Annotated in this window: 24 protein-coding genes and 1 riboswitch; of the genes, 16 read left to right on the top strand and 8 right to left on the bottom strand. The window is 70.2% G+C overall.

The window, feature by feature from the left end; all coding sequences use genetic code 11:
• Positions 1–3 precede the first annotated feature (3 nt).
• From RZ1_RS01320 to RZ1_RS01305, 4 genes are all read right to left on the bottom strand, one after another.
• Positions 4–1,041: an ABC transporter substrate-binding protein gene (locus RZ1_RS01320; RefSeq protein ID WP_072808471.1), complete on the bottom strand. Its 1,038-nt coding sequence runs from the start codon at positions 1,039–1,041 to the stop codon at positions 4–6.
• Positions 1,042–1,079: 38 nt separating this feature from the next.
• Positions 1,080–2,570 carry a tyrosine-protein phosphatase gene (locus tag RZ1_RS01315; protein ID WP_169917822.1) on the bottom strand — a complete coding sequence of 497 codons (1,491 nt, stop codon included), beginning with the start codon at positions 2,568–2,570 and terminating at the stop codon, positions 1,080–1,082.
• A gap of 99 nt (positions 2,571–2,669) precedes the next feature.
• Positions 2,670–3,524, bottom strand: a complete 855-nt coding sequence (locus RZ1_RS01310) for a MurR/RpiR family transcriptional regulator (protein ID WP_072808467.1) — start codon at positions 3,522–3,524, stop codon at positions 2,670–2,672.
• A 169-nt stretch (positions 3,525–3,693) separates the two neighbouring features.
• A complete protein-coding gene (locus RZ1_RS01305) occupies positions 3,694–4,503 on the bottom strand; it encodes an Rv1486c family protein (RefSeq protein ID WP_072808465.1) in 810 nt (269 codons plus the stop codon).
• An 84-nt stretch (positions 4,504–4,587) separates the two neighbouring features.
• Between RZ1_RS01305 and RZ1_RS01300 the strand changes: the two genes are divergently transcribed.
• Positions 4,588–5,424 carry a DUF3097 domain-containing protein gene (locus tag RZ1_RS01300; RefSeq protein WP_174565146.1) on the top strand — a complete coding sequence of 279 codons (837 nt, stop codon included), beginning with the start codon at positions 4,588–4,590 and terminating at the stop codon, positions 5,422–5,424.
• 26 nt (positions 5,425–5,450) lie between these two features.
• Here the strand turns inward: RZ1_RS01300 and RZ1_RS30820 are convergent, their stop codons facing one another.
• Positions 5,451–5,834, bottom strand: a complete 384-nt coding sequence (locus tag RZ1_RS30820; protein ID WP_174565138.1) for a hypothetical protein — start codon at positions 5,832–5,834, stop codon at positions 5,451–5,453.
• Here RZ1_RS30820 and RZ1_RS01290 point away from each other — a divergent pair.
• Together RZ1_RS01290 and RZ1_RS01285 are read left to right on the top strand one after the other, a co-directional pair.
• The gene (locus tag RZ1_RS01290; RefSeq protein WP_072808758.1) at positions 5,776–6,207 is read left to right on the top strand and encodes an NfeD family protein; all 432 of its coding nucleotides are present in this window, start codon (positions 5,776–5,778) and stop codon (positions 6,205–6,207) included. The two genes, RZ1_RS30820 and RZ1_RS01290, sit on opposite strands and share 59 nt — an antisense overlap.
• A 2-nt stretch (positions 6,208–6,209) precedes the next feature.
• Complete coding sequence (locus RZ1_RS01285; RefSeq protein WP_072808461.1) at positions 6,210–7,463, top strand: SPFH domain-containing protein; 1,254 nt, start codon at positions 6,210–6,212, stop codon at positions 7,461–7,463.
• Positions 7,464–7,516: 53 nt separating this feature from the next.
• Here RZ1_RS01285 and RZ1_RS01280 read toward each other — a convergent pair whose 3' ends face one another.
• Entirely contained in the window at positions 7,517–8,482 is a 966-nt protein-coding gene (locus RZ1_RS01280; RefSeq protein ID WP_072808460.1) for a DMT family transporter, read from the bottom strand.
• Between the two features lie 140 nt (positions 8,483–8,622).
• Positions 8,623–8,713, bottom strand: a riboswitch (glycine riboswitch).
• A gap of 255 nt (positions 8,714–8,968) precedes the next feature.
• Between RZ1_RS01280 and RZ1_RS01275 the strand changes: the two genes are divergently transcribed.
• The 13 genes from RZ1_RS01275 to RZ1_RS01215 all read left to right on the top strand — a co-directional run bounded on the left by RZ1_RS01275 (position 8,969) and on the right by RZ1_RS01215 (position 21,916).
• Positions 8,969–10,465 (top strand): class I adenylate-forming enzyme family protein, encoded by a 1,497-nt coding sequence (locus RZ1_RS01275; protein WP_072808756.1) that lies wholly within the window; start codon positions 8,969–8,971, stop codon positions 10,463–10,465.
• 43 nt (positions 10,466–10,508) lie between these two features.
• Positions 10,509–11,552 carry an NADP-dependent oxidoreductase gene (locus tag RZ1_RS01270; RefSeq protein ID WP_238072419.1) on the top strand — a complete coding sequence of 348 codons (1,044 nt, stop codon included), beginning with the start codon at positions 10,509–10,511 and terminating at the stop codon, positions 11,550–11,552.
• A 122-nt stretch (positions 11,553–11,674) separates the two neighbouring features.
• On the top strand, positions 11,675–12,439 hold the full coding sequence (locus RZ1_RS01265; RefSeq protein WP_072808459.1) for an SDR family NAD(P)-dependent oxidoreductase: 765 nt from the start codon (positions 11,675–11,677) through the stop codon (positions 12,437–12,439).
• 37 nt (positions 12,440–12,476) lie between these two features.
• Positions 12,477–13,589 carry an ABC transporter substrate-binding protein gene (locus RZ1_RS01260; RefSeq protein WP_083583451.1) on the top strand — a complete coding sequence of 371 codons (1,113 nt, stop codon included), beginning with the start codon at positions 12,477–12,479 and terminating at the stop codon, positions 13,587–13,589.
• Between the two features lie 45 nt (positions 13,590–13,634).
• Complete coding sequence (locus RZ1_RS01255; RefSeq protein WP_072808457.1) at positions 13,635–14,462, top strand: mycofactocin-coupled SDR family oxidoreductase; 828 nt, start codon at positions 13,635–13,637, stop codon at positions 14,460–14,462.
• Entirely contained in the window at positions 14,459–15,274 is an 816-nt protein-coding gene (locus tag RZ1_RS01250) for an SDR family NAD(P)-dependent oxidoreductase (protein WP_244899307.1), read from the top strand. The genes RZ1_RS01255 and RZ1_RS01250 overlap by 4 nt, the downstream gene beginning before the upstream one ends.
• Positions 15,275–15,322: 48 nt before the next feature.
• On the top strand, positions 15,323–16,510 hold the full coding sequence (locus RZ1_RS01245; RefSeq protein WP_072808456.1) for a thiolase C-terminal domain-containing protein: 1,188 nt from the start codon (positions 15,323–15,325) through the stop codon (positions 16,508–16,510).
• A complete protein-coding gene (locus RZ1_RS01240) occupies positions 16,507–16,983 on the top strand; it encodes a Zn-ribbon domain-containing OB-fold protein (RefSeq protein ID WP_072808455.1) in 477 nt (158 codons plus the stop codon). The genes RZ1_RS01245 and RZ1_RS01240 overlap by 4 nt, the downstream gene beginning before the upstream one ends.
• Positions 16,980–17,414: a Zn-ribbon domain-containing OB-fold protein gene (locus tag RZ1_RS01235; protein WP_072808454.1), complete on the top strand. Its 435-nt coding sequence runs from the start codon at positions 16,980–16,982 to the stop codon at positions 17,412–17,414. The genes RZ1_RS01240 and RZ1_RS01235 overlap by 4 nt, the downstream gene beginning before the upstream one ends.
• On the top strand, positions 17,411–18,553 hold the full coding sequence (locus tag RZ1_RS01230) for a thiolase family protein (RefSeq protein WP_072808452.1): 1,143 nt from the start codon (positions 17,411–17,413) through the stop codon (positions 18,551–18,553). Before RZ1_RS01235 ends, RZ1_RS01230 begins: the two co-directional genes overlap by 4 nt.
• Positions 18,554–18,593: 40 nt before the next feature.
• The gene (locus RZ1_RS01225; RefSeq protein WP_072808450.1) at positions 18,594–19,883 is read left to right on the top strand and encodes an acyl-CoA dehydrogenase family protein; all 1,290 of its coding nucleotides are present in this window, start codon (positions 18,594–18,596) and stop codon (positions 19,881–19,883) included.
• A complete protein-coding gene (locus tag RZ1_RS01220; protein ID WP_072808748.1) occupies positions 19,883–20,971 on the top strand; it encodes a phosphotransferase family protein in 1,089 nt (362 codons plus the stop codon). Before RZ1_RS01225 ends, RZ1_RS01220 begins: the two co-directional genes overlap by 1 nt.
• A 60-nt stretch (positions 20,972–21,031) precedes the next feature.
• Positions 21,032–21,916, top strand: a complete 885-nt coding sequence (locus tag RZ1_RS01215; protein WP_072808448.1) for a TIGR03619 family F420-dependent LLM class oxidoreductase — start codon at positions 21,032–21,034, stop codon at positions 21,914–21,916.
• Positions 21,917–21,979: 63 nt separating this feature from the next.
• Here the strand turns inward: RZ1_RS01215 and RZ1_RS01210 are convergent, their stop codons facing one another.
• Positions 21,980–22,699 carry an SDR family NAD(P)-dependent oxidoreductase gene (locus RZ1_RS01210; protein WP_072808446.1) on the bottom strand — a complete coding sequence of 240 codons (720 nt, stop codon included), beginning with the start codon at positions 22,697–22,699 and terminating at the stop codon, positions 21,980–21,982.
• Between the two features lie 113 nt (positions 22,700–22,812).
• A complete protein-coding gene (locus tag RZ1_RS01205; protein ID WP_139281737.1) occupies positions 22,813–24,096 on the bottom strand; it encodes an MFS transporter in 1,284 nt (427 codons plus the stop codon).
• Positions 24,097–24,191: the final 95 nt, after the last annotated feature.

Raw genomic sequence — 24,191 nt, 5'->3', positions numbered from 1 at the left:
AGATCAACCGATGAGGTCATCGAACTTCCGGACTGCCTCGTCCTGGGTTTCCGTGATCTTCTGCAGGTCGGGTGTCAGCAACGTGAGCTCGGACAGCGCGGGAGCGCCCTCCGGTGTGCCCACGTCACCGCGCACCGGCAGGTACCGCTGGGCGACGGCGATCTCCTGGCCCTTCTTGCTCACGAGGAAATCGACGAATTGCTGTGCGGCCTCGGCATTGTCGGAGTCGGTGAAGATGCCGGCCGGCTGCGTGACGTAGGGGACGCCGTCGGTCGGGTAGGACAACGCGATCGGCGAACCCTTCGCCGCGAGTTCCCGGACGAGATAGTCGACGACGATGCCGACCGGCTGTGTGCCGGCCGCGACCGCCTGCCCGACCGGGCCGTTGCTCTCGGCGACCACGGGTTCGTTCGCGGCCAGCCCCGCGAGCCACTGCTCACCGAGTTCCGGGGTGTTGAGCCAGACTGCGGTGTTGAAGGCCGCGGCACCCGAGACGTTCGGGTTCGGCAGAGTGACGCGACCGAGATAGGCCGGATCGATGAGATCCTTCCACGAGGTCGGCGGCGCATCGACTGCCGTCGTGTTGTAGGCGATGACGGTCGGGATGATCCGGGTGCCCACGTAGTATCCGTCCGGATCGACGACGTCGGGATTCAGCGCATCCGACTCTGCGGGTGTGTACCGCTGCAGGAGCCCTTCGGACTTGTAGCCCTCGAACGTCGGTGCATCGGCGGCGAGCAGCACGTCCGCGCCGATCTCACCGGTGGTGCGCTCGGCCTCGATCCGGGCGGTCAGATCACCGGTGCCGGCGCGGAAGACCTCGACGCCGATGCCGGTCTCTTCGGTGAATGCTGCGGCGATCTCGTCGATCTTGGCCTGCGGTTCGGAGGTGTAGACCGTGATGGTCTGCGCGCCACCGGATGCGGACGGCGACGCGGAGGCGTCGGTGTCGGACGCGGCCGGCTCCGAGCATGCAGCGAGGCCGAACGCGGCGAGCGTGCCGAACGCGGCGACCGACACGAGACGGGGGAGGGATTTCACATTTTCTCCTGAGGTGGGACAGCGGGGAGGGAGGGCGGTCAGGAGGTGGTGGCGGTGAGCGTGGGACTCGACCGGAACAGCACCTCGGGAGTGCGCAGCGCGATCGGCAGGGCGCGGACCCCTGCGCGGGAACACCGCACGAGCGAGTAGGCGGGGTCGTCGAACGCGACGACGGAATCACCCGGTGTTCCGACGTCCTGCAGGTAGGCGAGGGAGCTGCCGACCCAGACGGGAATCCCGGTGAAGACACCGCTCATGGGATGGTGGAAATGGCCCGCGAGGATCGCCGAGACATCGGAACCGTGCAGCACCGCGGCGAGCTCGTCGGAGCGCACGAGCTCCCGGCCCGCCAGGGTGGCGGCGGGCGACGGCACGGGCGGGTGGTGCATGACGAGCACGGTGCCGTTCGGGGCCGGGGTCGCGAGCTCGTGCGACAATCGGGCGAGCTCGTCCCGGGGAAGCGCTCCCGAGCTCGTGTCGACACCGAGGACTCGGAAACCCCGCACGTACTCCACCGGGTGCGTCCCGAACGCCGACGCGAAGGCCACCGGATCGTCGTGGTTGCCCGGCACCGCCAGCACCGGGCACCCCAGGCGGTTGCGGATCTCGTCGAAGATCTCGACCAGCCCCGGGTAGGTGGCCGTCGCCCGGTGATGCGCGAGATCGCCTGTGACGACGACGATGTCGGGCCGCAGACGCGACGCCGACGCCCGGTCGACGGCCGCGCGGACCCGTCCGGCGCCGTCGACCCCGACGAACGGATCCTGGCGATCGCTCGCATGGACGTCGCTCAGGTGCAGCACCGTCAGTTCCGGTTCGCCGAGCAGACGCGTCCGCAGGGCGACGAGATCGTCCGCGGTGAAACCGTGAGCCTCGAGATAGCCCGTCACCGACCCGTACCGCCGCCGGACGTGACCGAGCGCCGATTGCAGGGCCGACGGCGGGGAATCCAGGTGCAGTTCGACGGACCGCGTGTGCTCGGCCGGGTCGAGGGCCAGGTCGGCGAGCAGATTCCGCACCGCCTCCTCGCGGTGCGGCCGCACCCGGGGTCCGGACCATGCGTAGTCGTCGACGATCACCGGGTCGGGCACTCCGACCGCGGACAATGCCAGGGCGACAACCAGTCCGGTGCGGTCCTTTCCGGCGGTGCAGTGCACGAGCACCGGCGCGGGGGAGGCCGCGAGGGCCCGCACGGCATCGGTGAGAGCGGGGCCGCGCTCGTTGAGCAATGCCCGGTAGATCGCGGTGATCTCGCCGGTCCGGGGCGGGCCCGTGAGCGGGTCGTAGAGCGGATGATGCAGGACGTCCCAGAACGCCGGTGCCGTGCTCTCCGGGCGCTCGGTGCCATCCCGCAGATCGAGAACCGTGCGGATCCCGAGTTTCTCCAGCATGTTCCGGCCCCGGGGGGTCAGGTGGTCGAGGGTGCCGGATCGGAACAGACGACCGGGAGCGAGACCCGGCCCGGCTACCGAGCGCACATTGAACACCCCGTCGACCTCGATGGACTCCACGAATCGCCTCTCGTTCACCGTTCCACTGGATCCGGAACACTGTTCCGGCGAGCCATATCGTGGATGCACGGATCGAACGTTTGACCCCTTTGTCCGAAACGGGCGACGTCGCGCCGGTTAACAGTCGGGGAGTGCGTCGGTCAGAGCGTCTGCCACCACGTCGTGGGCTCCGGTGTCGGTGCCCCCGTGCTCGGGATGCTCGAGCACGGCCCGTTGGAGCGCATACAGGATCGTGCTCTGGGACACGCGTGCCGCGAACGAATCCGCTTCGTTCTCGTGCGCACCCGCACCGGTCAACAGCACGTGATCGGACAGACGCGTCAACGGTGTGCTCGTGTAGCTCGTCACCGACACGATCGTCGCGCCGCGCTCACGTGCGGCCCTGCATGCACGCAGGGTGTGGGTGTTCGCGCCCGAGTAGCTCACCGCGAGGCACAGATCCTCTCCGGTCAGTAGTCGCGCCGAGAACTGCTGACCGAGAATGTCGAGTGGGGCCTCGGCGCTGCGGCCGACCGTGGTGAACCGCAACGCGGCGTCCTGGATCGGCGGAGACGAGAAACCGTTGCCCACCAGCAGGATCCGGCGAGCCCGAACGATCAGGTCCACCACCTGCGCGAACCCGGTTTCGTCGACGGTCGCGCGGGTCGCGGTGAGTGCCTCCGTCGTGGCCGCGAACGCCGAATCCAGCGGGGTCGCGGACACGCGGTCGGAATCCGGTGCGGCCCTGGCCAGTTCGAGACGAAGATGCTGAAAACCCCGGAAGCCCAGACGCTGGCACGCTCGCACGACGGTCGCCGGAGAGGTGCCCGACGCCGCCGCGAGCTCGGCGGTCGACAATTCCACCACTGCCCCCGGTTCGGTCAGCACGGCGCGTACGACACGCTGCTCTCCCGGTCCGAGCGTCGCAAGTCCGGAGCGCAGACGGGCGAGGGTGGCGTTCGAACGCCAGGATCGGTCGGATGCGTGCGACATGTGGAGTGTGGTCCTGTTCGTCCCTCCGCCGGCGGACTCCGGCGAGCTCAGGATCGTCAGGTTAGTGACACAGAACGCGGATGCGGATGCGGGTGCACACCGTTCACCTCGGTGTCATCCGCGGGTGCAGGTGCAGTTCACCGACCGGTCGCCGGATTTCGTCGGCGCGTCAGCGGTGATACTCGGCCCGCAGTGCGGCCGCCACCGCTCCGACGCGGGCCTCCCGCACAGCTGTCCACAGCGGCTGCAGTGCTCCTTCACGACTCGCGGCGCCGGACGCGGAGCCGGCGCGCATGCCGCCCCCGCGGCCCGCCACGGCGAGAATCGCCGCGACCTGGTCCGCGGTGTCGAGGACGCGGACGGCACGCGGGGGAAGCGAAGCGGGATAGCGGTGCCGAGCAAGCTCGGCGACCTCCTCGGCGATCAGTGCCCGCGGATCGGTCCGGCGCCCGTCCGTCCCGACCGTCGGGATGCCGCTCAGCGCGGAGGCTGCGTCCCGCACCGCCTCCCGGATCGCGAACTCGGCTGCGCCGAGACCACCGTCGACGGCCGGTTCGGGGACCGACGGTACTGCGAATACGGTCCACCGCAGGACGTCCGGCCCCTCGACGGTGGGCACCAGACCGACGCCCGGGGTGCCGGGCGCCCCCACGACGACACCTTCGCCTGCCGCGAGTGCTGCCGATGCGAACGCGGTACCCGCCGGCAGCGCACGCACGTCTCCCGGAGCGGGCAGAACCAGATGCACGCCCGCGCCGGCCGCGGTGTCGATGCGGCGTACCAGCGTGAGCAGCAGCGCGGCGCCGTCGGCGGCACCGCGGTCGGGGAGCCCGGTCGCGGATGCGGCCGCCGCGTCGTGGGCACTCACCAGATGCATCGGCGCCCACTCGTGCAGTGCGTCGATCACGTCGTCGGGGGAGGCGTGACCGGACAGCCACGACCCTGCCCAGGCGGCCAGCGTCAGGCTCGGGGAACTCATCGGCACAGCATACGGCGATCCGTCACAACGGCACCCGGCGTGGCAGCCGCGACGGCGCGGCGCCGTGTCCTAACGTCGACGGGCGTGAGCCCACGCGACATGTACGGCGGCGACATCTACGCCGGCCACAACCGCACCCGCAAGCCGGTGATCCCCGAAGTCGAGGCCGAGAGGGAACTCGTCGTCGAGGACGCTGCCTCCGGTTGGTGCGGCGCGGTGGTGGGTTTCGAGCGCACCTACGACGGCGACTTCGTGCGCCTCGAGGACGGGCAGCGCCGCACCCGCCTGTTCGCGATGCGTCCCGCCGCGTTTCTCGTCGACGGTAAACCCGTCACGCTGGTTCGGCCGAAGGCCCGCCCGGCCGTGCAGGCTTCGACACGATCCGCGTCCGGCTCGACCCGGGTCGAGGGACTGAAGGCCCGCGTCGCGCGCGGCAGCCGCATCTGGGTCGAGGGGGTGCACGATGCCGCGCTCGTCGAACGGGTATGGGGACACGACCTGCGCGTCGAAGGGGTGGTCGTCGAGCAGCTCGAGGGTCTCGACAACCTCGGCGCCCGCCTCGCCGAGTTCTGCCCCGGACCGGGGCGGCGCGTCGGTGTCCTGGCCGATCACCTGGTGACCGGATCCAAGGAAGAACGACTCACCGCGAACCTCGGTCCCCACGTCATGGTCACCGGCCACCCCTACATCGACGTCTGGGAGGCCGTGAAGCCGCGGGCCGTCGGGATCGACGCGTGGCCGATGATCCCGCGCGGTCAGGACTGGAAGACCGGGGTGTGCCGCGAACTGGGCTGGGGCACACCTCAGGACGGCTGGCGCCGCGTCTACACCGCCGTGAACTCGTTCCGGGACCTCGAATCGCACCTGATCGGGGCGGTCGAGCGCCTCGTCGACTTCGTCACCGAACCCGACGAGGCCTGACCCGAACCCTGCTGCGGCTGAAGAGGTCAGCGGCCGCCGCTGCCCGGCGCGGCCTCGGACCCGCCCGTCCCGGGCAGCCCGGCCCCCACGCCGCCGACGTCGGTGATGGTCCAGTCCGACGCCCGATGCATGGTGACCCGATAGGTCGCGGTGGCGGCCACGCCGTCCGGGGTCTGCTTGCTCTTCGAGAGCATGTCGACGAACACCTGCACGACGAAGGTGTCGCCGTCGGTGCCCGCCACCTCGGCGGCGAGCAGTCGCGCGGTCGCCGGGCCGGGGGTGTCCTCCGCGCTCCTCGGACGCTCTGCCAGGGCATCTGCCTCGGTGTCCGATTTGTGGTTCGATGGTGACGTGACGGCATTGATCTGGCTGATCGCGGGTGTGGCACTGGCAGCCGCGGAAGCGCTCACCGGTGACTTCGTGTTGCTCATGCTCGGCGGCGCCGCCCTCGTGACCGCTGGTGTCTCGGCCGCGACCGACCTGCCGGTGTGGGCCGATGCCGTCGTGTTCGCGGTGTCCTCGCTGGTGTTGCTGCTCGGGGTGCGACCTGCGCTGCGGCGACGTTATGCGGCTCCGCCCGCGCTGACCACCGGCGTTGACGCCCTGCCGGGCAAACATGCGCTGGTGCTCGAGCAGGTCGCCGAGCATTCCGGGCAGGTCAAGATCAACGGTGAGATCTGGACGGCGCGGCCGCTCGACGACACCGCGGTGTACGAACCGGGAACGACCGTGACGGTGATGCAGATCGACGGCGCAACGGCCGTCGTGTGGAGGGGTGTCTGACGATGGAAGCGTTGATCGTGCTCGCCGTTCTGGTGGCACTGGTGGTGCTCGTCGTGGTCAAGTCGGTGGCGCTGGTGCCGCAGGCGGAGGCCGCGGTGATCGAACGGTTGGGTCGCTACTACCGGACCGCGTCGGGGCAGCTCACGTTCCTGGTGCCGTTCGTCGACCGGATCCGCGCGAAGGTGGATCTGCGCGAGCGGGTCGTGTCGTTCCCGCCGCAGCCGGTGATCACCCAGGACAACCTCACGTTGAGCATCGACACCGTCGTGTACTTCCAGGTCACCAACCCGCAGGCTGCGGTCTACGAGATCAGCAACTACATTGCCGCCGTCGAGCAGTTGACGGTGACGACGCTGCGCAACGTCGTCGGCGGGATGACCCTCGAAGAGACCCTGACCTCGCGCGACTCCATCAACGGGCAGCTGCGCGGAGTGCTCGACGAAGCGACGGGGCGTTGGGGGCTGCGGGTCGCCCGTGTCGAACTGAAGAGCATCGACCCGCCGCCGTCGATCCAGGAGTCGATGGAGAAGCAGATGAAGGCAGATCGCGAGAAGCGCGCGATGATCCTCACCGCCGAAGGCCACCGCGAAGCCGCGATCAAGACCGCCGAGGGTGACAAGCAGTCGCGGATCCTCTCGGCCGAGGGTTCCAAGCAGGCGGCGATCCTCGAGGCCGAGGCCGAACGCCAGTCCCGGATCCTGCGGGCGCAGGGCGATCGGGCCGCGAAGTACCTCGAGTCGCAGGGGCAGGCGAAGGCCATCGAGAAGGTGTTCGCGGCGATCAAGTCCGGCAAGCCGACCCCCGAGCTGCTCGCTTACCAGTACCTGCAGACGCTGCCGCAGATGGCGCAGGGTGACGCGAACAAGGTGTGGCTGGTGCCCAGCGACTTCGGTGAGGCCCTCAAGGGATTCGCGAAGACCCTGGGCGCACCGGGAGACGACGGGGTGTTCCGCTTCGAGGCGTCCCCCGTCGAGGAGGAGCTTCCCCGGCCGGAGGACGACACCGCCGAGGTCGCCGACTGGTTCACCACCGTCCGCGACCCGCAGGTCGCGCAAGCGGTCGCCGAGGCCGAGGCCGTCGCGCGCAAGCCCGTCGACCCGGCGGTGCGCATGAGCGGGGAGCGGGCCGGGGGACCGGAGTTCGACAAGCCCGGTGCGTTGCCGGCGTCGGAGCCGCTCGCGACGGGGTGGGTGCCGCCCACCGCACCGGATCTCGCGCCGCCCGCCTCCGACGAACCGCGGCACCGTCAGGAGTGACGTCCGCCCGTGCGTGGTTTCGGTAGCTGCAGCTACCGAAACCACGCACGGGGTCAGCGCCGCCGGCCGGCGAGCATCGGCAGCGCCATCGCCACCAGGATCAGGCCCGAACCGAACACGGCCGGCGTGGACGCGGACTCGCCGAATGCGAGCGCGCCGATCATCAGGGCGACCACCACTTCGAGATACGACAGGCCCGAGAGTTCGGCGGCACGCAGGTGCTTCCCGGCGACCACCAGCAGACCCAGGGCGAAGAGGCCGCAGACGACGAAGAAGCCCGCCGCCCACGTCCAATTGCCCGGGGTCATCCCCGACAGGTCGGGCTGTGTCACCACGACCATCGCCCCGGTGGCAATCGCGCCGAACGCGAAGTTCCAGAAGCACCGCACATCGGACGGCATGTCGCTGCGGTATCGATAGCACAGCAGGGCGGCGCCGTAGAAGACACCCGACGTGACCCCGAGGACGGTTCCCAGTGTCTCCTGGTCACCGCCGGCGGAGCTACCGCCGACCAGACCGGCCGCGAACAGCATGCCGACGAATGCGGTCCCGAGCGACAGCGCGTCGAGGCGAGTGATCGATTCCTTCAGGACCACGCGGGCGAGCACGGTCGCGACGACCGGTCCGAGATAGTGCAGCACCACGGCCCGGGACAGGTCGGTCAGGACGGTCGCCGACAGGTAGGTGGCGAGCGACAGCCCGAGGAAGACCCCGCCCGCGACGACCGACCCCGACAGGCGGACCCGCCGCAGCTGCCCGAGGCGCCGGGTGAGGGTGAGCAGCACGAGCATGCCCGCCGCGCCGACCGCCATGCGTCCGAGCGTCAACGCCTCGCCCAGCACCGCGCCGTCCGGCGTGGCCATGCGTCCGAACAGTCCCGCCGCGCCCATCGCCGTGGCGGACAGGACGATGGCGACGATGCCGAGGCGCCGGTCGGGGGCGGGTGCGGGCCGCGGCGCGGGAGGGGGCGGAGCAGCGGGAAGCGAGGCGCGCGGCGGCGCGCCGAGGGAAACGGTCACACATGTTCCTCAGGCCAGGGCGCCGTGCGGCACCAGCGGGTGATGTCGTTCCCCGCTCTGTCATTGGGACCTGAGAGCTTTCGCGGACGTGATCCGCTTACACCTTCGGTGAACCCGGACGGGTTGCTTTCCAGAGGAGCCTCGCCGCGGCGGTCTGGGGGCCTGAGAGATTCCCGGGGAGGTTGCTCCTTCGGCGCCCGCTGCTGTGCGGGACTCTCCCGCCGCGGTTCGGGTGGCTATTCAGTTGTGTGGTCAAGTATGTCACCCCGGCTCGGGGGCCATCCCCCGGGGTATTTCCGCAGGTGAGGCCGGTTGGCGAAAATGATCCACCGATACCTTCACAAATATTGGCATAATTGCTATGGTGTGCATCACAGGGTGATTCGAGCCGGGTGCGCACGTGCATCCGTGTTCGACGCGGCCACGAGCGTCGACCGGCTCACCTCTCGGTTCGTACGGCATCCGCTTCTACAGACAGGTGGTCACATGGGCATCGCAATGGTCCTCGACATGGCGTCGGCTGCCGCCCCCGATCGGATCGCGCTGGGTCCGCGCGCGGGCGGCACGACTTACCGGCAGCTCGACGAACTCGCTTCGCGCGGTGCAGGTCTGCTCGCCGAACTGCACGCTCGTCACGCGGTGTTCGTGGGTGTCAACGGCCCGGTGCTTCCCACCCTGATGTTCTCCGCGGCACGCGCCGGAATCCCGCTCGCGCCACTGAACTACCGGCTCCCGGCCGCGCAGGTGCTCGAATTGATCGACCGGCTCGACGAACCCGTGATCGTGGCCGACGACGAGTACATCGCCAAGCTGGCCGGATGCCGGCACCGCATCCTGTCGACCGCGGAGTTCCTGCGCCTCGCGAGCACCACCGCCCCGGTCGAGGTGGACGCCTCGGAGGACGGCGGAACCGCGATCGTCCTGTTCACCTCCGGAACGACCTCGGCGCCGAAGGGTGTGCTGCTGCGTCACCGCCACCTGCTGTCGTACCTGATCAACACCGTCGAATTCGGTTCCGCCGGTGCGGAACAGGCCGCGCTGCTCAGCACGCCGCCTTACCACATCGCGGGCTTGGGTGCCGTCCTGAGCAACATCTATTCCACCCGCCGCATGGTTCACCTGCCGGATTTCGCGCCGCAGCGATGGCTGGACACCGTCCGCGCGGAAGGGGTGACCAGCGCGATGGTCGTGCCCACCATGCTCGCCCGCATCGTCGATCATCTCGGCGGCGCCCCCGCCGACGTCCCGACCCTCGAGTCGCTCGCCTATGGGGGTGCCCGCATGCCGCGACCGGTCCTCGAACGCGCGCTGGGAGCATTCGGCGACACCGGCTTCGTCAACGCCTACGGGCTCACCGAAACCAGTTCGACGATAGCCGTTTTCGGCCCCGACGATCATCGTGAGGCATTCGCGAATCCGGCGCTGCGCGGACGGCTGGCGTCGACCGGAAAGATCGTGCCCGGCGTCGACGCGCAGATCCGATCGGAAGACGGCGGACGGGTGCTCCCCGAGGGGGAGACCGGCCTGTTGTGGGTGCGGGGCGCACAGGTGAGCGGCGAGTACATGGGGAACGGGTCGGTTCTCGACGCCGACGGCTGGTTCCCGACCCGCGACCGCGCCCGCATCGAGGACGGATACCTCTACATCGGGGGGCGCGCGGACGACACCATCATCCGCGGCGGCGAGAACATCGCGCCCGCCGAGATCGAAGACGTGATGGTGCATCACCACCACGTGCGCGAGGTTGCCGTGATCGGTACACCCGACGACGAATGGGGCGAGCGGATCTGTGCAGTGATCGTTCCGGCGTCCAAGGACCACGACGACGCCGAGTCCATCCGGAACTGGTGCCGGGAGCGTCTGCGCGGCTCGCGGACTCCGGACGACGTCGTGTTCGTGGACGAACTGCCCCGGACCCCGACCGGCAAGCTCGTTCGCCGGGACCTCGTCGAGCGGATCACGGCCGACCTCACGGCGGGATGACCGCGCCCCCATCGACCTCCGGCAGCAGAGAGGACAGCTTTCCGTGACCGACATCGTCACCTCCGGCACAGCCCAACTCGAGTGGGTGCTCCGATCGCGCCCGAGTGGGCGCCCCCGGGCCACCGACGTCGAACTGGTCGAGTCGACCCTCGGCCGGCCCGGCGCCGGGCAGGTTCGGGTGCGCAACCTCGTCATGTCCGTCGAGCCCTACATGCGGGGACGGATGGGCGGTGAGGCCACGTACGCCGAGCCCTACGGTCTCGGCGAGCCCATGCTCGCCCCCACGGTCGGAGTCGTGATCGAGTCCGACCACGCCGCACTTCCCCCCGGATCTCTCGTGCTCCACGACTTCGGCTGGCGGATAGAAGCTCTCGTCGATGCATCCGACTGCCGCCGGCTGCGGCACGACGACCTGCCCGCCGCCGTGCACCTGAGCGTGCTGGGCATCCCGGGAATGACGGCCTGGGTCGGTGTCGAGCGGATCGCGCAGGTCCGCAGCGGCGACGTCGTCTTCGTGTCCTCCGCCGCCGGCGCGGTGGGGTCCACCGCCGTCCAGCTGGCGAAACAGCGTGGCGCCGTCGTGATCGCCAGCGCCGGATCCCCGGAGAAGGTCGCGCTGACGGAGGCCCTCGGAGCCGACGCCGCGTTCGACCACCACGACGGCCCGGCGAAGGATCTGCTGCGCACCGCCATGTCGGACCTCGGGGTCACCGCCCTGGACGTCTACTTCGACAACGTCGGAGGCGAACAGCTCGAGGCGGCTGTCCGCGTTCTGGCGGACCACGCCCGTATCGCGCTGTGCGGGATGATCAGCATCTACAACTCCGCCGAACCCGTTCCGGGCCCGAACAATCTCATCAAACTCATCTGGCGCCGAGCACGGATGGAAGGCTTTCTTCTTGCCGACCACCTCGACGCACAGGACCAGTTCGAGGACGAAATGGCCGACCTGGTCCGAACCGAACGGATCAGGCCGGTGCACACCGAATTCCCGGGAGGCGTCGCCGGAGCCTGGGACGCCTTCGTCGGAATGCTCGACGGCGCAGCCACCGGCAAGGCCCTCGTGCCCCTGGTGCCCACCACCTGACTGGTCCCCACCACCTGACCTGTCCCGGCCGACCCCGGCAACGCCGCGGCGCTGCCGGAACCCCGCCGTACCCCCCGCCCCCGGCGCGCCCGCCCGCGCCGCCCCGAACCACAGGAGCCGTCATGACCCCCAATCCACTGCCTCTCGAAGGAAAGGTGGCGCTCGTCACCGGCGGTAGCCGCGGCCTGGGCCGCGAGATGGTCCTCGCGTTCGCGAACGCCGGCGCCGACACCGTCATCGTCAGCCGCAAGATCGACAGCTGCGAGAAGCTGGCCGCGGAGGTCGCCGAAACAACCGGGCGCAAGGCCCTTCCGCTGGCCTTCCACGTCGGCGACTGGGACGCGCACGCGCCGCTCGTCGAGCGCGTCTACGACGAATTCGGGCACCTCGACGTTTTGGTCAACAACGCCGGGATGGCGCCGCTGTACCCGAGCCTGGACCAGATCACCGAAGAGCTGTTCGACAAGGTGATCGGCGTCAACCTCAAGGGCGCGTTCCGGCTCACCAGTCTCGTCGGCCCCCGGATGGCGTCCGGCTCCGGGGGATCGATCATCAACGTCAGCTCCATCGCCTCCGTGCGGCCGATGACCACCGACCTGCCCTACGCGGCCGCCAAGGCCGGACTCAACACCCTCACCAAGGGATTCGCCCAGGCCTACGGGCCGCGCGTCCGGGTCAACACGATCATGGCCGGCGCCTTCCTCACCGACATCAGCAAGGCATGGGACATGGACTCCGCCGACGAGCTCTTTCGGGGAATGCCGCTGCAACGGGCGGGCAACCCCGATGAGATCGTCGGCGCCGCACTGTATCTCGCCGGCCCCGCCTCCACCTACACCACCGGCGCCGTCATCCCCGTCGACGGTGGACGCACCGCCACCCCCTGACCCGTCCCCCGGTCCACTCCTCCGAACAGGAGCATCCATGAACCTCACTCGCGCACTGCGGCCGTCGCGTCGCACCGCGTCCCCGGCCACACGCCGCATCACCGCGACGCTGACCGCCGGAGCCCTCGCCGTTCTCCTCGCCGCCTGCGGCGGCTCCACGGGCGACGACCGCATCACCTCCGACTCGATCGGCGCCACCGGTCCGGCCGGCGACGACTCGTGGCAGCAGATCGTCGACGCGGCCAAGGCAGAGGGGGAGGTGACCCTCTACTCGTCCAATGCCTCCGACGCGATCGCCGAACTCGGCCGGCGCTTCGAAGCCGACTACGGGATCAAGCTCAACGTCGTCCGCGACGTCGACGCCAACCTGCACCAGAAGATCGGAGCCGAAGGAGACACCGGGAACCGCGTCGCCGATGTCGTCACCCAGGCGACCGCACCGTGGGCCGCCGACCTCGGGGCGCGCGGCGGCATCGCTGCACCCGTCGGACCGTCGTTCACGGCGCCGGACACGCAGTACGACACCTCACTCGCGAACGAGAGCGGCTACTTCGTCAGCGGCGCCTCGGTGCTCACCTTCGGATGGAACACCCAGCGCCACCCCGACGGCCTCGACAGCTACACCGACCTGCTCGACCCGGCCCTGGCCGACGGCAAGATCGGCATCGTCGTCCCCACCTCGACCGCGCACGTCGACTTCTACGGCAACTACCTCGACCAGGTCGCCGGAGAGGGCTTCCTCGACGACCTCGCCGCGCAGCGCCCCCGCATCTACCCCGGCGCCCTGCCGCTCGCCCAAGCGCTCGCCTCCGGGGAGATCGCGGCGGCGGCGTTCGTCCAGGACCAGACCGCCGAACAGAAGAACGGCGCACCCGTGGCATCGGCGTTCGGCGACCTCGTGTGGGGGGCACCGATGTACACCGCCGTCCTCGCCGACGCCGTCCATCCCAACGCGGCTCAAGTGCTGGCGAACTACATGATCACCCCCTCCGGTCAGGAAGCTCTGTCCTTCCGCAACGCCGCCGTCCTGCCCGGGGTCGCGTCGGCCGTCACCACCGTCGACAAGGTGGCACCCCAGGACACCGCGGCGATGACCGCCGGGTCGCTCGAGGAGCTCAAGGCCCGGTTCGCGAGCCTGTTCAACCAGTGAGCACCGGACACCCGCAGCCCGTCACGCAACTAAGGAGACATCCCCATGGGAAGAGTTGAAGGAAAGGTCGCGTTCGTCACCGGCGCCGCCCGGGGCCAGGGACGCGCACACGCGGTCCGGCTGGCCGAGGAAGGCGCGGACATCGTGATCGTCGACGCGTGCACGGAGATCGATTCCGTGCCCTACCCGCTCGCGTCGGAGACGGACCTGAAGGAGACCGAGGCGCTCGTCGCCGCCACCGGGCGGCGGGTCCTGTCCCGCGTGGCCGACGTGCGGAACCAGTCGCAGCTGGACGCGGTGGTCGCGGACGCACTGGAAGCCTTCGGCCACATCGACATCGTCTGCGCGAACGCCGGCATCGTCGGATTCCGGCCCACCTGGGAGCTCAGCGACGTCGAGTGGCAGGACATGCTCGACGTGAACCTCACCGGCGTGTTCCACACCATCCGCGCCGTCGTTCCGGACATGATCCGCGGGGGCCGGGGCGGATCGATCATCATGACCAGCTCGGTGCAGGCATTCCTGGGCTCGGCGAACATCGGCCACTACAACGCGTCCAAGAGCGGTGTCGTGGGCCTCATGCGCACCCTGGCCACCGAGCTCGGGCCGCACGGCATCCGCGTCAACACCGTCAACCCCAGCGCGGTCGAGACCCCGATGCTCCACAACGAGGCGACCTTCCGCGTGTTCGGCCCCGACCTCGACGACCCGGGACCGGACGATCTGTGGGAACGGTCCAAGGACCGCAACCCCATGGGAATCGGCTGGGTCGCGCCCGAGGACATGAGCAGCGCCGTGCTGTTCCTCGCGTCCGACGAGTCGCGGTTCATCACCGGTGTGGCACTGCCGGTCGACGCCGGAGTGCGGCTGTGACCGCGCTCGACGCGTCCACCCGGCCGGCTGCCGCGGGTGTGATGCGCCGGCTCGAAGGACGCCGGATCTTCGTCACGGGAGGCGGAAGCGGAATCGGCGCGGCGGTGGCGCACCGGCTCGCCGCCGAAGGCGCCGTCGTCGCGGTCACCGATGCGCGCGGTGACGCCGCCGAGTCGGTCGCCGCCGCGGTCGCCGAGACCGGCACGCGGACGCTGGGCATGCGGTGCGATGTCGGAGACGAGACCTCCGTCGCCGAGGCCGTCGCCGCCACCGTCACCGAGTTCGGTGGCCTGGACGGCGTCGTCACGTGCGCGGGCATCAACGGCACCGCGATGCTGCACGAGATGGAACTCGCCCACTGGGAACGGATCCTGCGGGTCAACCTCACCGGGACCTTCCTTCCGCTGCGCGCGGTCCTGCCGCACCTGCTCGACGCCGGCGGCGGATCGATCGTCACGGTCGGATCGGTGGCCTCGCTCGTCGCGACCAACCTGAACACGCCCGGCTACGACGCATCGAAGGGCGGTGTCCTGCAGCTGACCCGGTCCGTCGCCATGGGATACGCCGACCGCGGCATCCGCGCGAACTGCCTGTGCCCGGGACTCGTGTCGACCGGACTGAGGGCGAATTCGCAGGCACTGCAAGGACCCGAACCGGAGGCGACCCGCAGTCGCGTCGTCGAGAACACTGCGCTGGCCCGGTCCGCCGACCCCGCCGAGATGGCCTCGGTCGTCGCGTTCCTCCTCTCCGACGACGCGTCCTTCGTGACCGGCGCGGCGATCGCCGCCGACGGCGGGTTGACCGCGAACTGATCCCCCCGCCCGCCGTCACGGTGGGCACGACACAGAGGTGACCCACACATGCCCACCGACCCCACCTGGCGCAGAGATGCCTGCGCAATCGCCGGAATCGGAACGACGAGATACTCCAAGGACTCCGGGGTGTCCGTCACCGCGCTCGCGGTGGAGGCCGCCGCGAACGCACTCGCCGACGCCGGCCTGACCCCCGCCGACGTCGACGGCGTCGTCCGCAACGACATGGACCTCGTCTCCTGCGCGGCACTCGCCGACGGCCTCGGCGTCCCGCACCTGACGTACTGGGGCGAAGCCGGCCCCGGCGGCTCGGGCCCGGCCGCGATGGTCGCGCAGGCCGTCGCCGCGATCATGAGCGGCCAGGCCACGACCGTCGTGGTGTTCCGTTCGCTCAACGGCCGATCCGGCCGCCGGTTCGGTCTCTCACCCGTCGCGACCGACGAGGTCGGCGGCAACGAGACCTTCGAGGAGTTCTTCGGACCGTACGGCCTGCTCTCGTCCGGTCAGTACTTCGCGCTGATGGCGCAGCGGTACATGACCCAGACCGGCCTGACGTCCGAGCAGCTCGCCCAGATCGCCCTCGTCACGCGCCGGCGCGCCAACGCCAACCCGGCCGCACAGATGTACGAGCGCACGATGACACTCGACGACTACTTCGACTCGCGGATGCTCTCGTCGCCGCTGCGCCTCTACGACTACTGCCTCGAAACCGACGGTGCCGCCGCGGTCGTGGTCACCACGACCGACCGGGCAAAGGACCTGCGGCAGCCGCCCGCGCTGATCCGGTCCGCGGCGATGTCCACCTGCCGGCACCCGCAGCCCGGCCTGATGTACCCGACGCTCATGCGGGAGGACATCACCGCGCTGCCGTCCCGGGAATGCCAGGAGACGCTGTACAGCCGCGCGGGTCTCGGCCCCGCCGACATCGACGTCGCGCAGATCTACGACTGCTACTCGATCACCGCGCTGATCCAGCTCGAGGACTACGGATTCTGCAAGCGCGGCGACACCGGAGACTTCCTCGCCGACGGCCAGATCGACCTGGGCGGGGCGATACCGATCAACACCAGCGGAGGACACATGTCCGAGGGCTACATCCACGGAATGAACCACATCGTCGAAGGCGTGCGGCAGATCCGCGGCACCTCCACCAGCCAGGTGGAGGGCGCGCGGGTCTCGCTCGTCACGTCGGCACCGCCGCCGGCGGCGTCCGCACTGATCCTGGTGGCGGCATGAACGCCCCGACGGCCGCGACCGCGGCAGCCGGCCGGTTGCGGCCGCTCGTGACCGAACGCGGCAGCAGCGGCTTCTTCAGCGCCGCCGCCGCCGGCGAGATCGCCCTGCTCACCTGCGGGGACTGCGGGCGCCGCATCCACCTGCCGCGACCGCGGTGCGTGTACTGCGCGTCCACCGCGGTGACCTGGACACCCGCCCCGCGGACCGGCACCGTCTACAGCCACACCGTCGTCGAGCACCAGGTGCACCCGCTGTTCCCGACGCCGTACACGGTGATCGTCGTCGATCTCGACGGCGAGGCGGACGGGGTGCGTCTGATCGGCAACCTGCCGGGACGGGCCGACGTCACCGCCGGCACGCCCGTGCGGTGCACCTTCGAGGACCTCGGGGCGGACGCCGCGGGCAACCCCGTCGTGCTGCCGGTGTGGGAGGTCGACACCGCGCGTGCCGCCTCCGCGGGAGGCGCGCAATGACCGCGACAACACCGATCCGTCCCCTCGATCCGCACCTGTTCGCCGACGAGACGCCGGACGCCGCACTGCGCGGGGCCCGGTGTGCGGAGTGCGGGACCGTGACCTTCCCGAGCCAGGACGGCTGCCCGCGTTGCGGCGCCACCGGCATGGACGACGTCGCGCTGCCCCGCGACGGAATCCTCTGGTCGTACACCGTGCAGTCCTTCGCGCCCAAGCGGCCGTTCCTGCACGCCGAGCCCTTCACCCCGTTCGGCGTCGGCTACATCGATCTCGGCGATGTGATCGTCGAATCCCGGCTCACCGTCGCCGATCCCGACGCCCTCCGGATCGGAATGGCGATGCGCCTGTGCCGCGTCGTCAACCACGTCGACGAAGACGGCACCGAGGTCGTCACGTTCGCATTCGCCCCGACCACGGAGGAGATGTCATGAAGGTCGCGATCGTCGGCGTCGGCATCCACAAGTTCGGCCGCACCGAGGGGGTCAGCGGCCGCGCGCAGGGCGCCTACGCCGCCCGGCAGGCGCTCGCGGACGCGGGAGTCGAGTTCAAGGACATCCAGTTCGCCTACGGCGGCAGCGATTCCGCGGGCAACGCCGACACCCTCGTCTCCGATCTCGGACTGACCGGCCTGCCTTTCGTGAACGTCTCCAACGGCTGCGCCACCGGCGGCAGCGCCCTGACCTCTGCGGTCAGCCGCATCCGGTCCGGGGAATCCGACCTCGGCCTCGTCGTCGGGTTCGACAAGCACCCCCGCGGCGCGTTCAATCCGCGCCCCGAGGACAACGGCCTGGGCCGCTGGTACGGCGAGTCCGGGATGATGGTCACCACCCAGTTCTTCGCCATGAAGATCCAGCGTTACCTCGTCGAACACGACCTGCCGAAGTCGCTGCTCGCCACCGTCGCCGCGAAGGCGTTCCGCAACGGCGCGCTCGCCCCGCATGCCTGGCGGCGCTCGCCGCTGACCGAGGAGCAGATCACCGGCGCGACGATGGTCAACGACCCGCTCACGCAGTACATGTTCTGCTCCCCGGCGGAAGGCGGTGTCGCCCTGGTGCTCGCGCGCGCCGACCACGCCCACCGCTACACCGACACCCCGGTCTTCCTCGAGGCCGCCGAACTGCGGTCGCGACTGTTCGGCTCGTTCGAGGTCTTCAGCCCCTGGATCTCGCCGGACCGCGCGGACGGACCCACCGTGACCGCCTCGCGGGCGGCGTTCGAGACCGCGGGCATCGACCCGATCGACATCGATGTCGCCCAGATCCAGGACACCGAGGCCGGCGCCGAGATCATGCACCTCGCCGAGACCGGTCTGTGCAAGCACGGAGAGCAGGAGACGCTCATCCGTTCCGGCGCCACCGAGATCGGCGGGGCGATACCGGTCAACACCGACGGCGGCTGCCTCGCCAACGGCGAGCCGATCGGTGCCACCGGCCTGCGCCAGGTGTACGAGAACGTCGTGCAACTGCGCGGTACCGCCGGCGACCGGCAGGTGCCGGGAGACCCGAAGGTCGGGTTCACCCACGTCTACGGCGCGCCCGGTATCAGCGCGTGCACCGTCCTCACGCGCTGACCATCCCGAATCTTCACAACAACGGCAGGAGACGATCGACATGGCATGGGATTTCGAAACAGACCCCGAGTTCCAGGCGAAGCTGGACTGGGTGCAGAAGTTCGTCGACGAGGAGGTCGCGCCCGTCGACCGCGTCATCGAGCACGCATGGGACGTGACCGACCCGACCCGCAACAAGCTCATCAAGCCGCTGCAGCAGATCGTCCGCGAGCAAGGCCTGTGGGCGTGCCACCTCGGTCCCAAACTCGGCGGTCCCGGCTACGGCCAGCTCAAGCTGGCGCTGCTCAACGAGATCCTCGGCGCCACCCACAGCGGCCCGGTCGTCTTCGGGTGCCAGGCGCCCGACTCGGGCAACGCCGAGATCCTGGCGCACTACGGCACCGCCGAACTCAAGGAGCGCTACCTGCAGCCCCTCATCGACGGGGAGATCGCCTCGTGCTACTCGATGACCGAACCGCAGGGTGGATCGGACCCGACGAGCTTCGTCACCCGCGCGGTCCGCGACGGCGACCACTACGTCATCAACGGCGAGAAATGGTTCTCCTCACACGCCCGTTTCTCCTCGTTTCTCATCGTCATGGCGGTCACCGACCCCGACGCGCCGCGCACCGAGCGCGCCTCGATGTTCGTCGTCCCCATGGACACCCCCGGCATCGAGATCATCCGGAACGTCGGCGTCTGGGGGCACCAGGAATCGGAGGGCACGCACGCCTACATCCGGTACACCGATGTGCGGGTGCCCGCCGACCACCTGCTCGGCGCGGAAGGAGAGGGATTCGCCGTCGCCCAGACCCGACTCGGCGGTGGGCGCATCCACCACGCGATGCGCACCGTCGGGCTGGTCAAGGCCGCCCTCGCCATGATGCTCGAGCGTGCCGTGTCGCGGCAGACCCGCGGCCGATCGCTCGCCGACATGCAGCTCGTGCAGGACATGATCGCCGAATCCTGGGCCGACCTCGAACAGTTCCGTTTGCTCGTGCTGCGGACCGCGTGGAAGATCGACCAGCTCGACGACTACAAGAAGGTGATCGCCGACATCTCCGCCGTGAAGATGGTGATGCCGAAGGTGCTCAACAACGTCGTCTCCCGCGCCATCCAGCTGCACGGCTCGCTCGGCATCTCCACCGAGATGCCGTTCGGTAAGTGGCTGCTCGAGAGCTACCACATGGGTCTGGCCGACGGCGCGACCGAGCTGCACAAGCAGCAGATCGCGAAGCAGCTGCTCAAGACGGCCACTCCGGCCGGCGGGCTGTTCCCCACCACCCATCTGCCGGCGCTCGACGCGGCCGCCGAGGCGAAGTTCGGTCTGCCCGCACTCGGGGTGCAGTGATGGCCGGCGTGACCGAGGAGCCCCGCACCGAGCTCGCCCCGGTCCGGCCCGGGGAGGAGCTCGACTGGACCGCGCTCGAGCATCACCTGCGGACACACCTCGACGGTCTCGACGGCGAGTTCTCGGTCCTGCAGTTTCCGCGCGGATCGGCCAACCTCACCTACCGGGTCGCGTTCGGGGACCGGTTGCTCGTCGTGCGCCGCCCGCCGTTCGGGGCGCTCGCCCGCGGCGCCCACGACATGACCCGGGAGCACAAGGTCCTGTCCCGGCTGCACCGGGCCTACGACCGGGCACCCCGCGCTCTGCTGCACTGCGCCGACACCGGCGTGGTAGGAGCCGAGTTCTTCGTCTCCGAGTACCGTGACGGCGTCGTCGTGTGGGACGAGATTCCCGAGACGATGACCGCCCCGGACTCGGGCCGCCGGATCGGCTTCGCCGTCGTCGACGCGCTCGCGGACCTGCACGCCGTCGACCCGGCGTCGTGCGATCTCGGTGATCTCGGGCGACCCGACGGCTACCTCGAGCGTCAGGTCACCGGTTGGTCCGGCCGGTGGGACGCGGTCTCCGGGTATGCGGTATCGCCGCCGGTCGCGGCGCTCGTCGATGAAGTGGGTCGCCGGATCCGCGCCGACATTCCCACGAGCCGGCGCGCGGGGATCGTCCACAGCGACTACAAGGTCGACAACTGCCAGTTCCCACACGGCGATCCCGACCGGGTCAAGTCGGTGTTCGACTGGGACATGGCCACCACCGGCGACGTCCTCGTCGACCTCGGGACGTTGCTCAACTACTGGCCCGACCACACCGTCGACCCGGGCTCGGACGCGGCGTTCATCGTCGTGCCGGGCATGCACGCGCTGGGCCTGCCGTCGCGGGCCGAGATCGTCGAGCGGTACGCCGCAGGTAGCGACCTGGACCTGTCGCGGATCGACTGGTACGAGGCGTTCGGATGCTGGAAGACCGTCGTGATTCTCGAACAGCTCCACGCACGGTTCGTGCGCGGCGAAACGACCGATCCGAGGATGGGGCAGCGCGGCGACCTCGTCGAGCCGCTCGCCCGCCGGGCGCTCGGGCTGCTCGGGGGCTGAGCGCGCGGACCCACCCACCGCCACACGACCGCGGTGTCACCACCGCTACGAGGAGGATCTGTGCCCACTGTCGGACTTTGCACCTACGGGGTGACCCCCCGGGACGCGCTGGAGCTGGCCGGCGCCGCGGACGCGCTGGGATTCCACGCGCTGTGGCTGGGTGAGCATGTGCTGCACCCGACCGCGTACGCGAGCGCGCACCCGTCGACCGGCACGAGCCAGCACCACACGGGACCGATCGTCGACGTCACCACCGAACTCACCGACCCGTGGGCGGTGCACGCGGCGATCGCCGCGACGACGAGCCGGATCGCGCTCGGCACGGCCGTGTACGTCACCGCCCTGCGGCACCCGCTGCACACCGCGCGAACGACTCTGACCGTTCAGGAACTCAGCGGCGGCCGAGTTCTGTTCGGCGTCGGAGCGGGGTGGTTGCGCGAGGAGTTCGCCGCCCTCGACGTGCCGTTCCGGGGGCGGTTCTCCCGCACGGACGAATGCGTGGAGATCCTGCGCAGGGCGTGGGCGGGGGAGCGGTTCTCGCACGCGGGCACCCACTATCGGTTCGACGAGGTGCAGGTGCATCCGCGGCCGGTCCCGGTGCCCGTGGTCTACGGCGGCAACGGGCCGCAGGCACTCGCGCGCGCCGCTCGGCTCGGGGACGCGTGGTTCTCCTCGGGGACACCGGGATTCGACGAGGCCTGCGAGCTGGTCGCCGCGCTCCGTCGCCATCGCGCCGACCTCGGTGCGGACGGCGACTTCCCCTGCTACGTGCGGGTCGCGGTGACGGAGGCGACCACCGCCGCCGACCTCGAGCGTTACCGCGATCACGGGATCGACGATCTCGTGGTGTGGGCGGACGCCGGCTGGAGCGGGGTCACGCTCGCGGAACGGCAGGACCGGCTCGCTGCGCTCGCGGATCGGCTCGGCGTGTCCTCACACGGCTGATCCGCGGCGCGCAGCCGGAAGGGACCCCGGGGAAGCATCCCCGGGGTCCCTTCCGTTTCGGTGCTATCCCGCGGCGGAAGAGCCGGTGACCGGGATGGACGCGCCGGTCACCGCGCGGGAGGCGTCGCTCAGCAGGAACGCGATCACCTCGGCGATGTCGGCCGGGCGCGCCCACGTCGAGGTGTCGGCTCCGGGCATGGCGAGACGGTTCGCGGGGGTGTCGATCATCGACGGGACGATGCCGTTGACCCGGATGTTGTCGGCCGTGTACTCGACAGCCAGGGACTGCACCAGCGCGGCGACGGCCGCCTTCGAGGCGATGTATCCGGCCGCCCCCGGGAAGGGCCGGGTCGCCGCCGCGGAGCCGATGCACACGACGGACCCGCCGCCGCGGCGGATCAGCTCGGGAAGGGCGGCCTGGGTGACCAGGTACGCGATCCGCACGTTGATCGAGAGTTGCGCGTCGAGCACGTCGACGGGTGTCTCGTGCACGCGGCTGCCGGAGTGGAAGCCGCCCACCAGGTTGACAACCCCGGTGAGCGGGCGGGCGTCGTCGCCGGCCGCCCGGGCGATCAGCGTCTCGACGTCGGCTTCGCTCGACAGGTCGGCGCGCAGAAGCTCGAGCCCGGGGTGCGCGTCGAGGCGGTCGGCCTCGGCCGGATCGAACCACGGGACGACGACCCGCCATCCGGCGTCGAGGAGATGCCCGGTCACCGCGGTGCCGAGTCCTCCGGTGCCGCCGGTGACGACAACGGTGCGTGCGGTCGTGGGAAATCCGTTCACGGGCAAAGCCTTTCGTGGGAGTCGGTTGGGCGCGGCGAGGCGGGCGCCCGCCGGACGATAAACACTGCAATATTTCGTATGTATAGCGATGGTAGCGCAGGACGTGGCCTGCGTCACGCCTCGGTGGTGACCCGGGTGGCCGCCGGGGTGGCGTCGTCCGATCCGGTGAGTTGCCGCCGTCCACGGCGCCGGGCCGGCTTCCGGTGGCGTGCGGGCAGGGCGGGCGCGCCGAACGTCAGGACCCCGAGCGCCAGCACCGAGGCACCCGCGACCACGGCGAAGGGCACGTGTTCGTTGGTGGCCTCACCCGCCCAGCTGGCCAGCCACGGCGCGCACGCCCCGCCGCCGAACCGCACGAAGCTGTACGCGGCGGCCGCGGTGGCCCCGTCGACCGGGGCGGCATCCATCCCGATCTCCGTCACCAGGGCGTTGAGCACCCCCACGAACAGTCCCGAGACCACGATGCAGGCGACGACCACCGGGCGGTGTCCTGTAAAGGTGGCCGTGACGCCGAGCGTCGCGGAGAACAGCACCAACGCCACCGCCGTGGCGGGGATCGCGCCCAGCGCGTTGCGGATTCGCGGAGCCAGGACCACGGTCGAGAAGACCAGGCACAGGCCCCACCCCGAGAACACCACCCCGATCTGCGCCGCGGTGAGCCCGAGTACGAACGGGCCGTACGCGAACATGGCGAACAGTCCGAGGTGATAGAGCAGCGACACCAGCGCCACCGACAACAGCCCGCGGTGGGTGAGCGCCCGGAACGGCGCGGAGAAGGACGTCGGGGTCGGCGGCGTCGCGCTCCGGGGAAGCAGGACGACGAGGACGACGAACGCGAGAGCCACGAGCGTGGCGGAGCCGAGAAAGGCGACGCGCCAGGAGATCTCCCCGAGCAGGCCGCCGATGAACGGACCCGTGGCGATCCCGGTGCCGACCGCCGACTCGTAGAGGATGACGGCCCTGGACGGCCGGCCCGCCATGGTCGCGACGATCGCGGCGAGCGCAGTGGCGACGAACAAGGCGTTGCCCAGACCCCAGCCCGCGCGGAACCCGACGATCTGGCCGACGGAGGCCGAGGCACTGGAACCGAGTGCCGCGATCGCGATGACGACCAGCCCGAGCAGCAGCGTGGTGCGGATGCCGATCCGGCTCGAAATCCATCCGGTGGTGATCATCGCCAGACCCATGACCGCCATGTAGCTGGTGAACAGCAGCGAGACCTGGGCCGGGGTGCCGCCGAGTTCGGTGGCCAGCGGGGCGAGGATGGGGCTGACGACGCCGATACCCATGAACACGCCGACGGTCGCGAACACGATCGCCCAGGTGGCGCGGGAGTGGGCGCCGCGGCGCGGTGGCTCGAGGGAGCGCTTCGGGCAGGGCTTGGGACGTGATGTCACTGCGAACTCCGATTCGGTGCGGCGACCTGCACGGCGACGATCCGGTGGCGCATGTGCCACCGGATCGTCGAGGACGTCGTGCGGGCTGCGGGCGG

The organism is Rhodococcus zopfii NBRC 100606 = JCM 9919 (assembly GCF_001895025.1).
Lineage (GTDB): Bacteria > Actinomycetota > Actinomycetes > Mycobacteriales > Mycobacteriaceae > Rhodococcus > Rhodococcus zopfii.
Note: the sequence above shows the minus strand (reverse complement) of the source record. Positions and strands in the feature narration are given on the sequence as shown.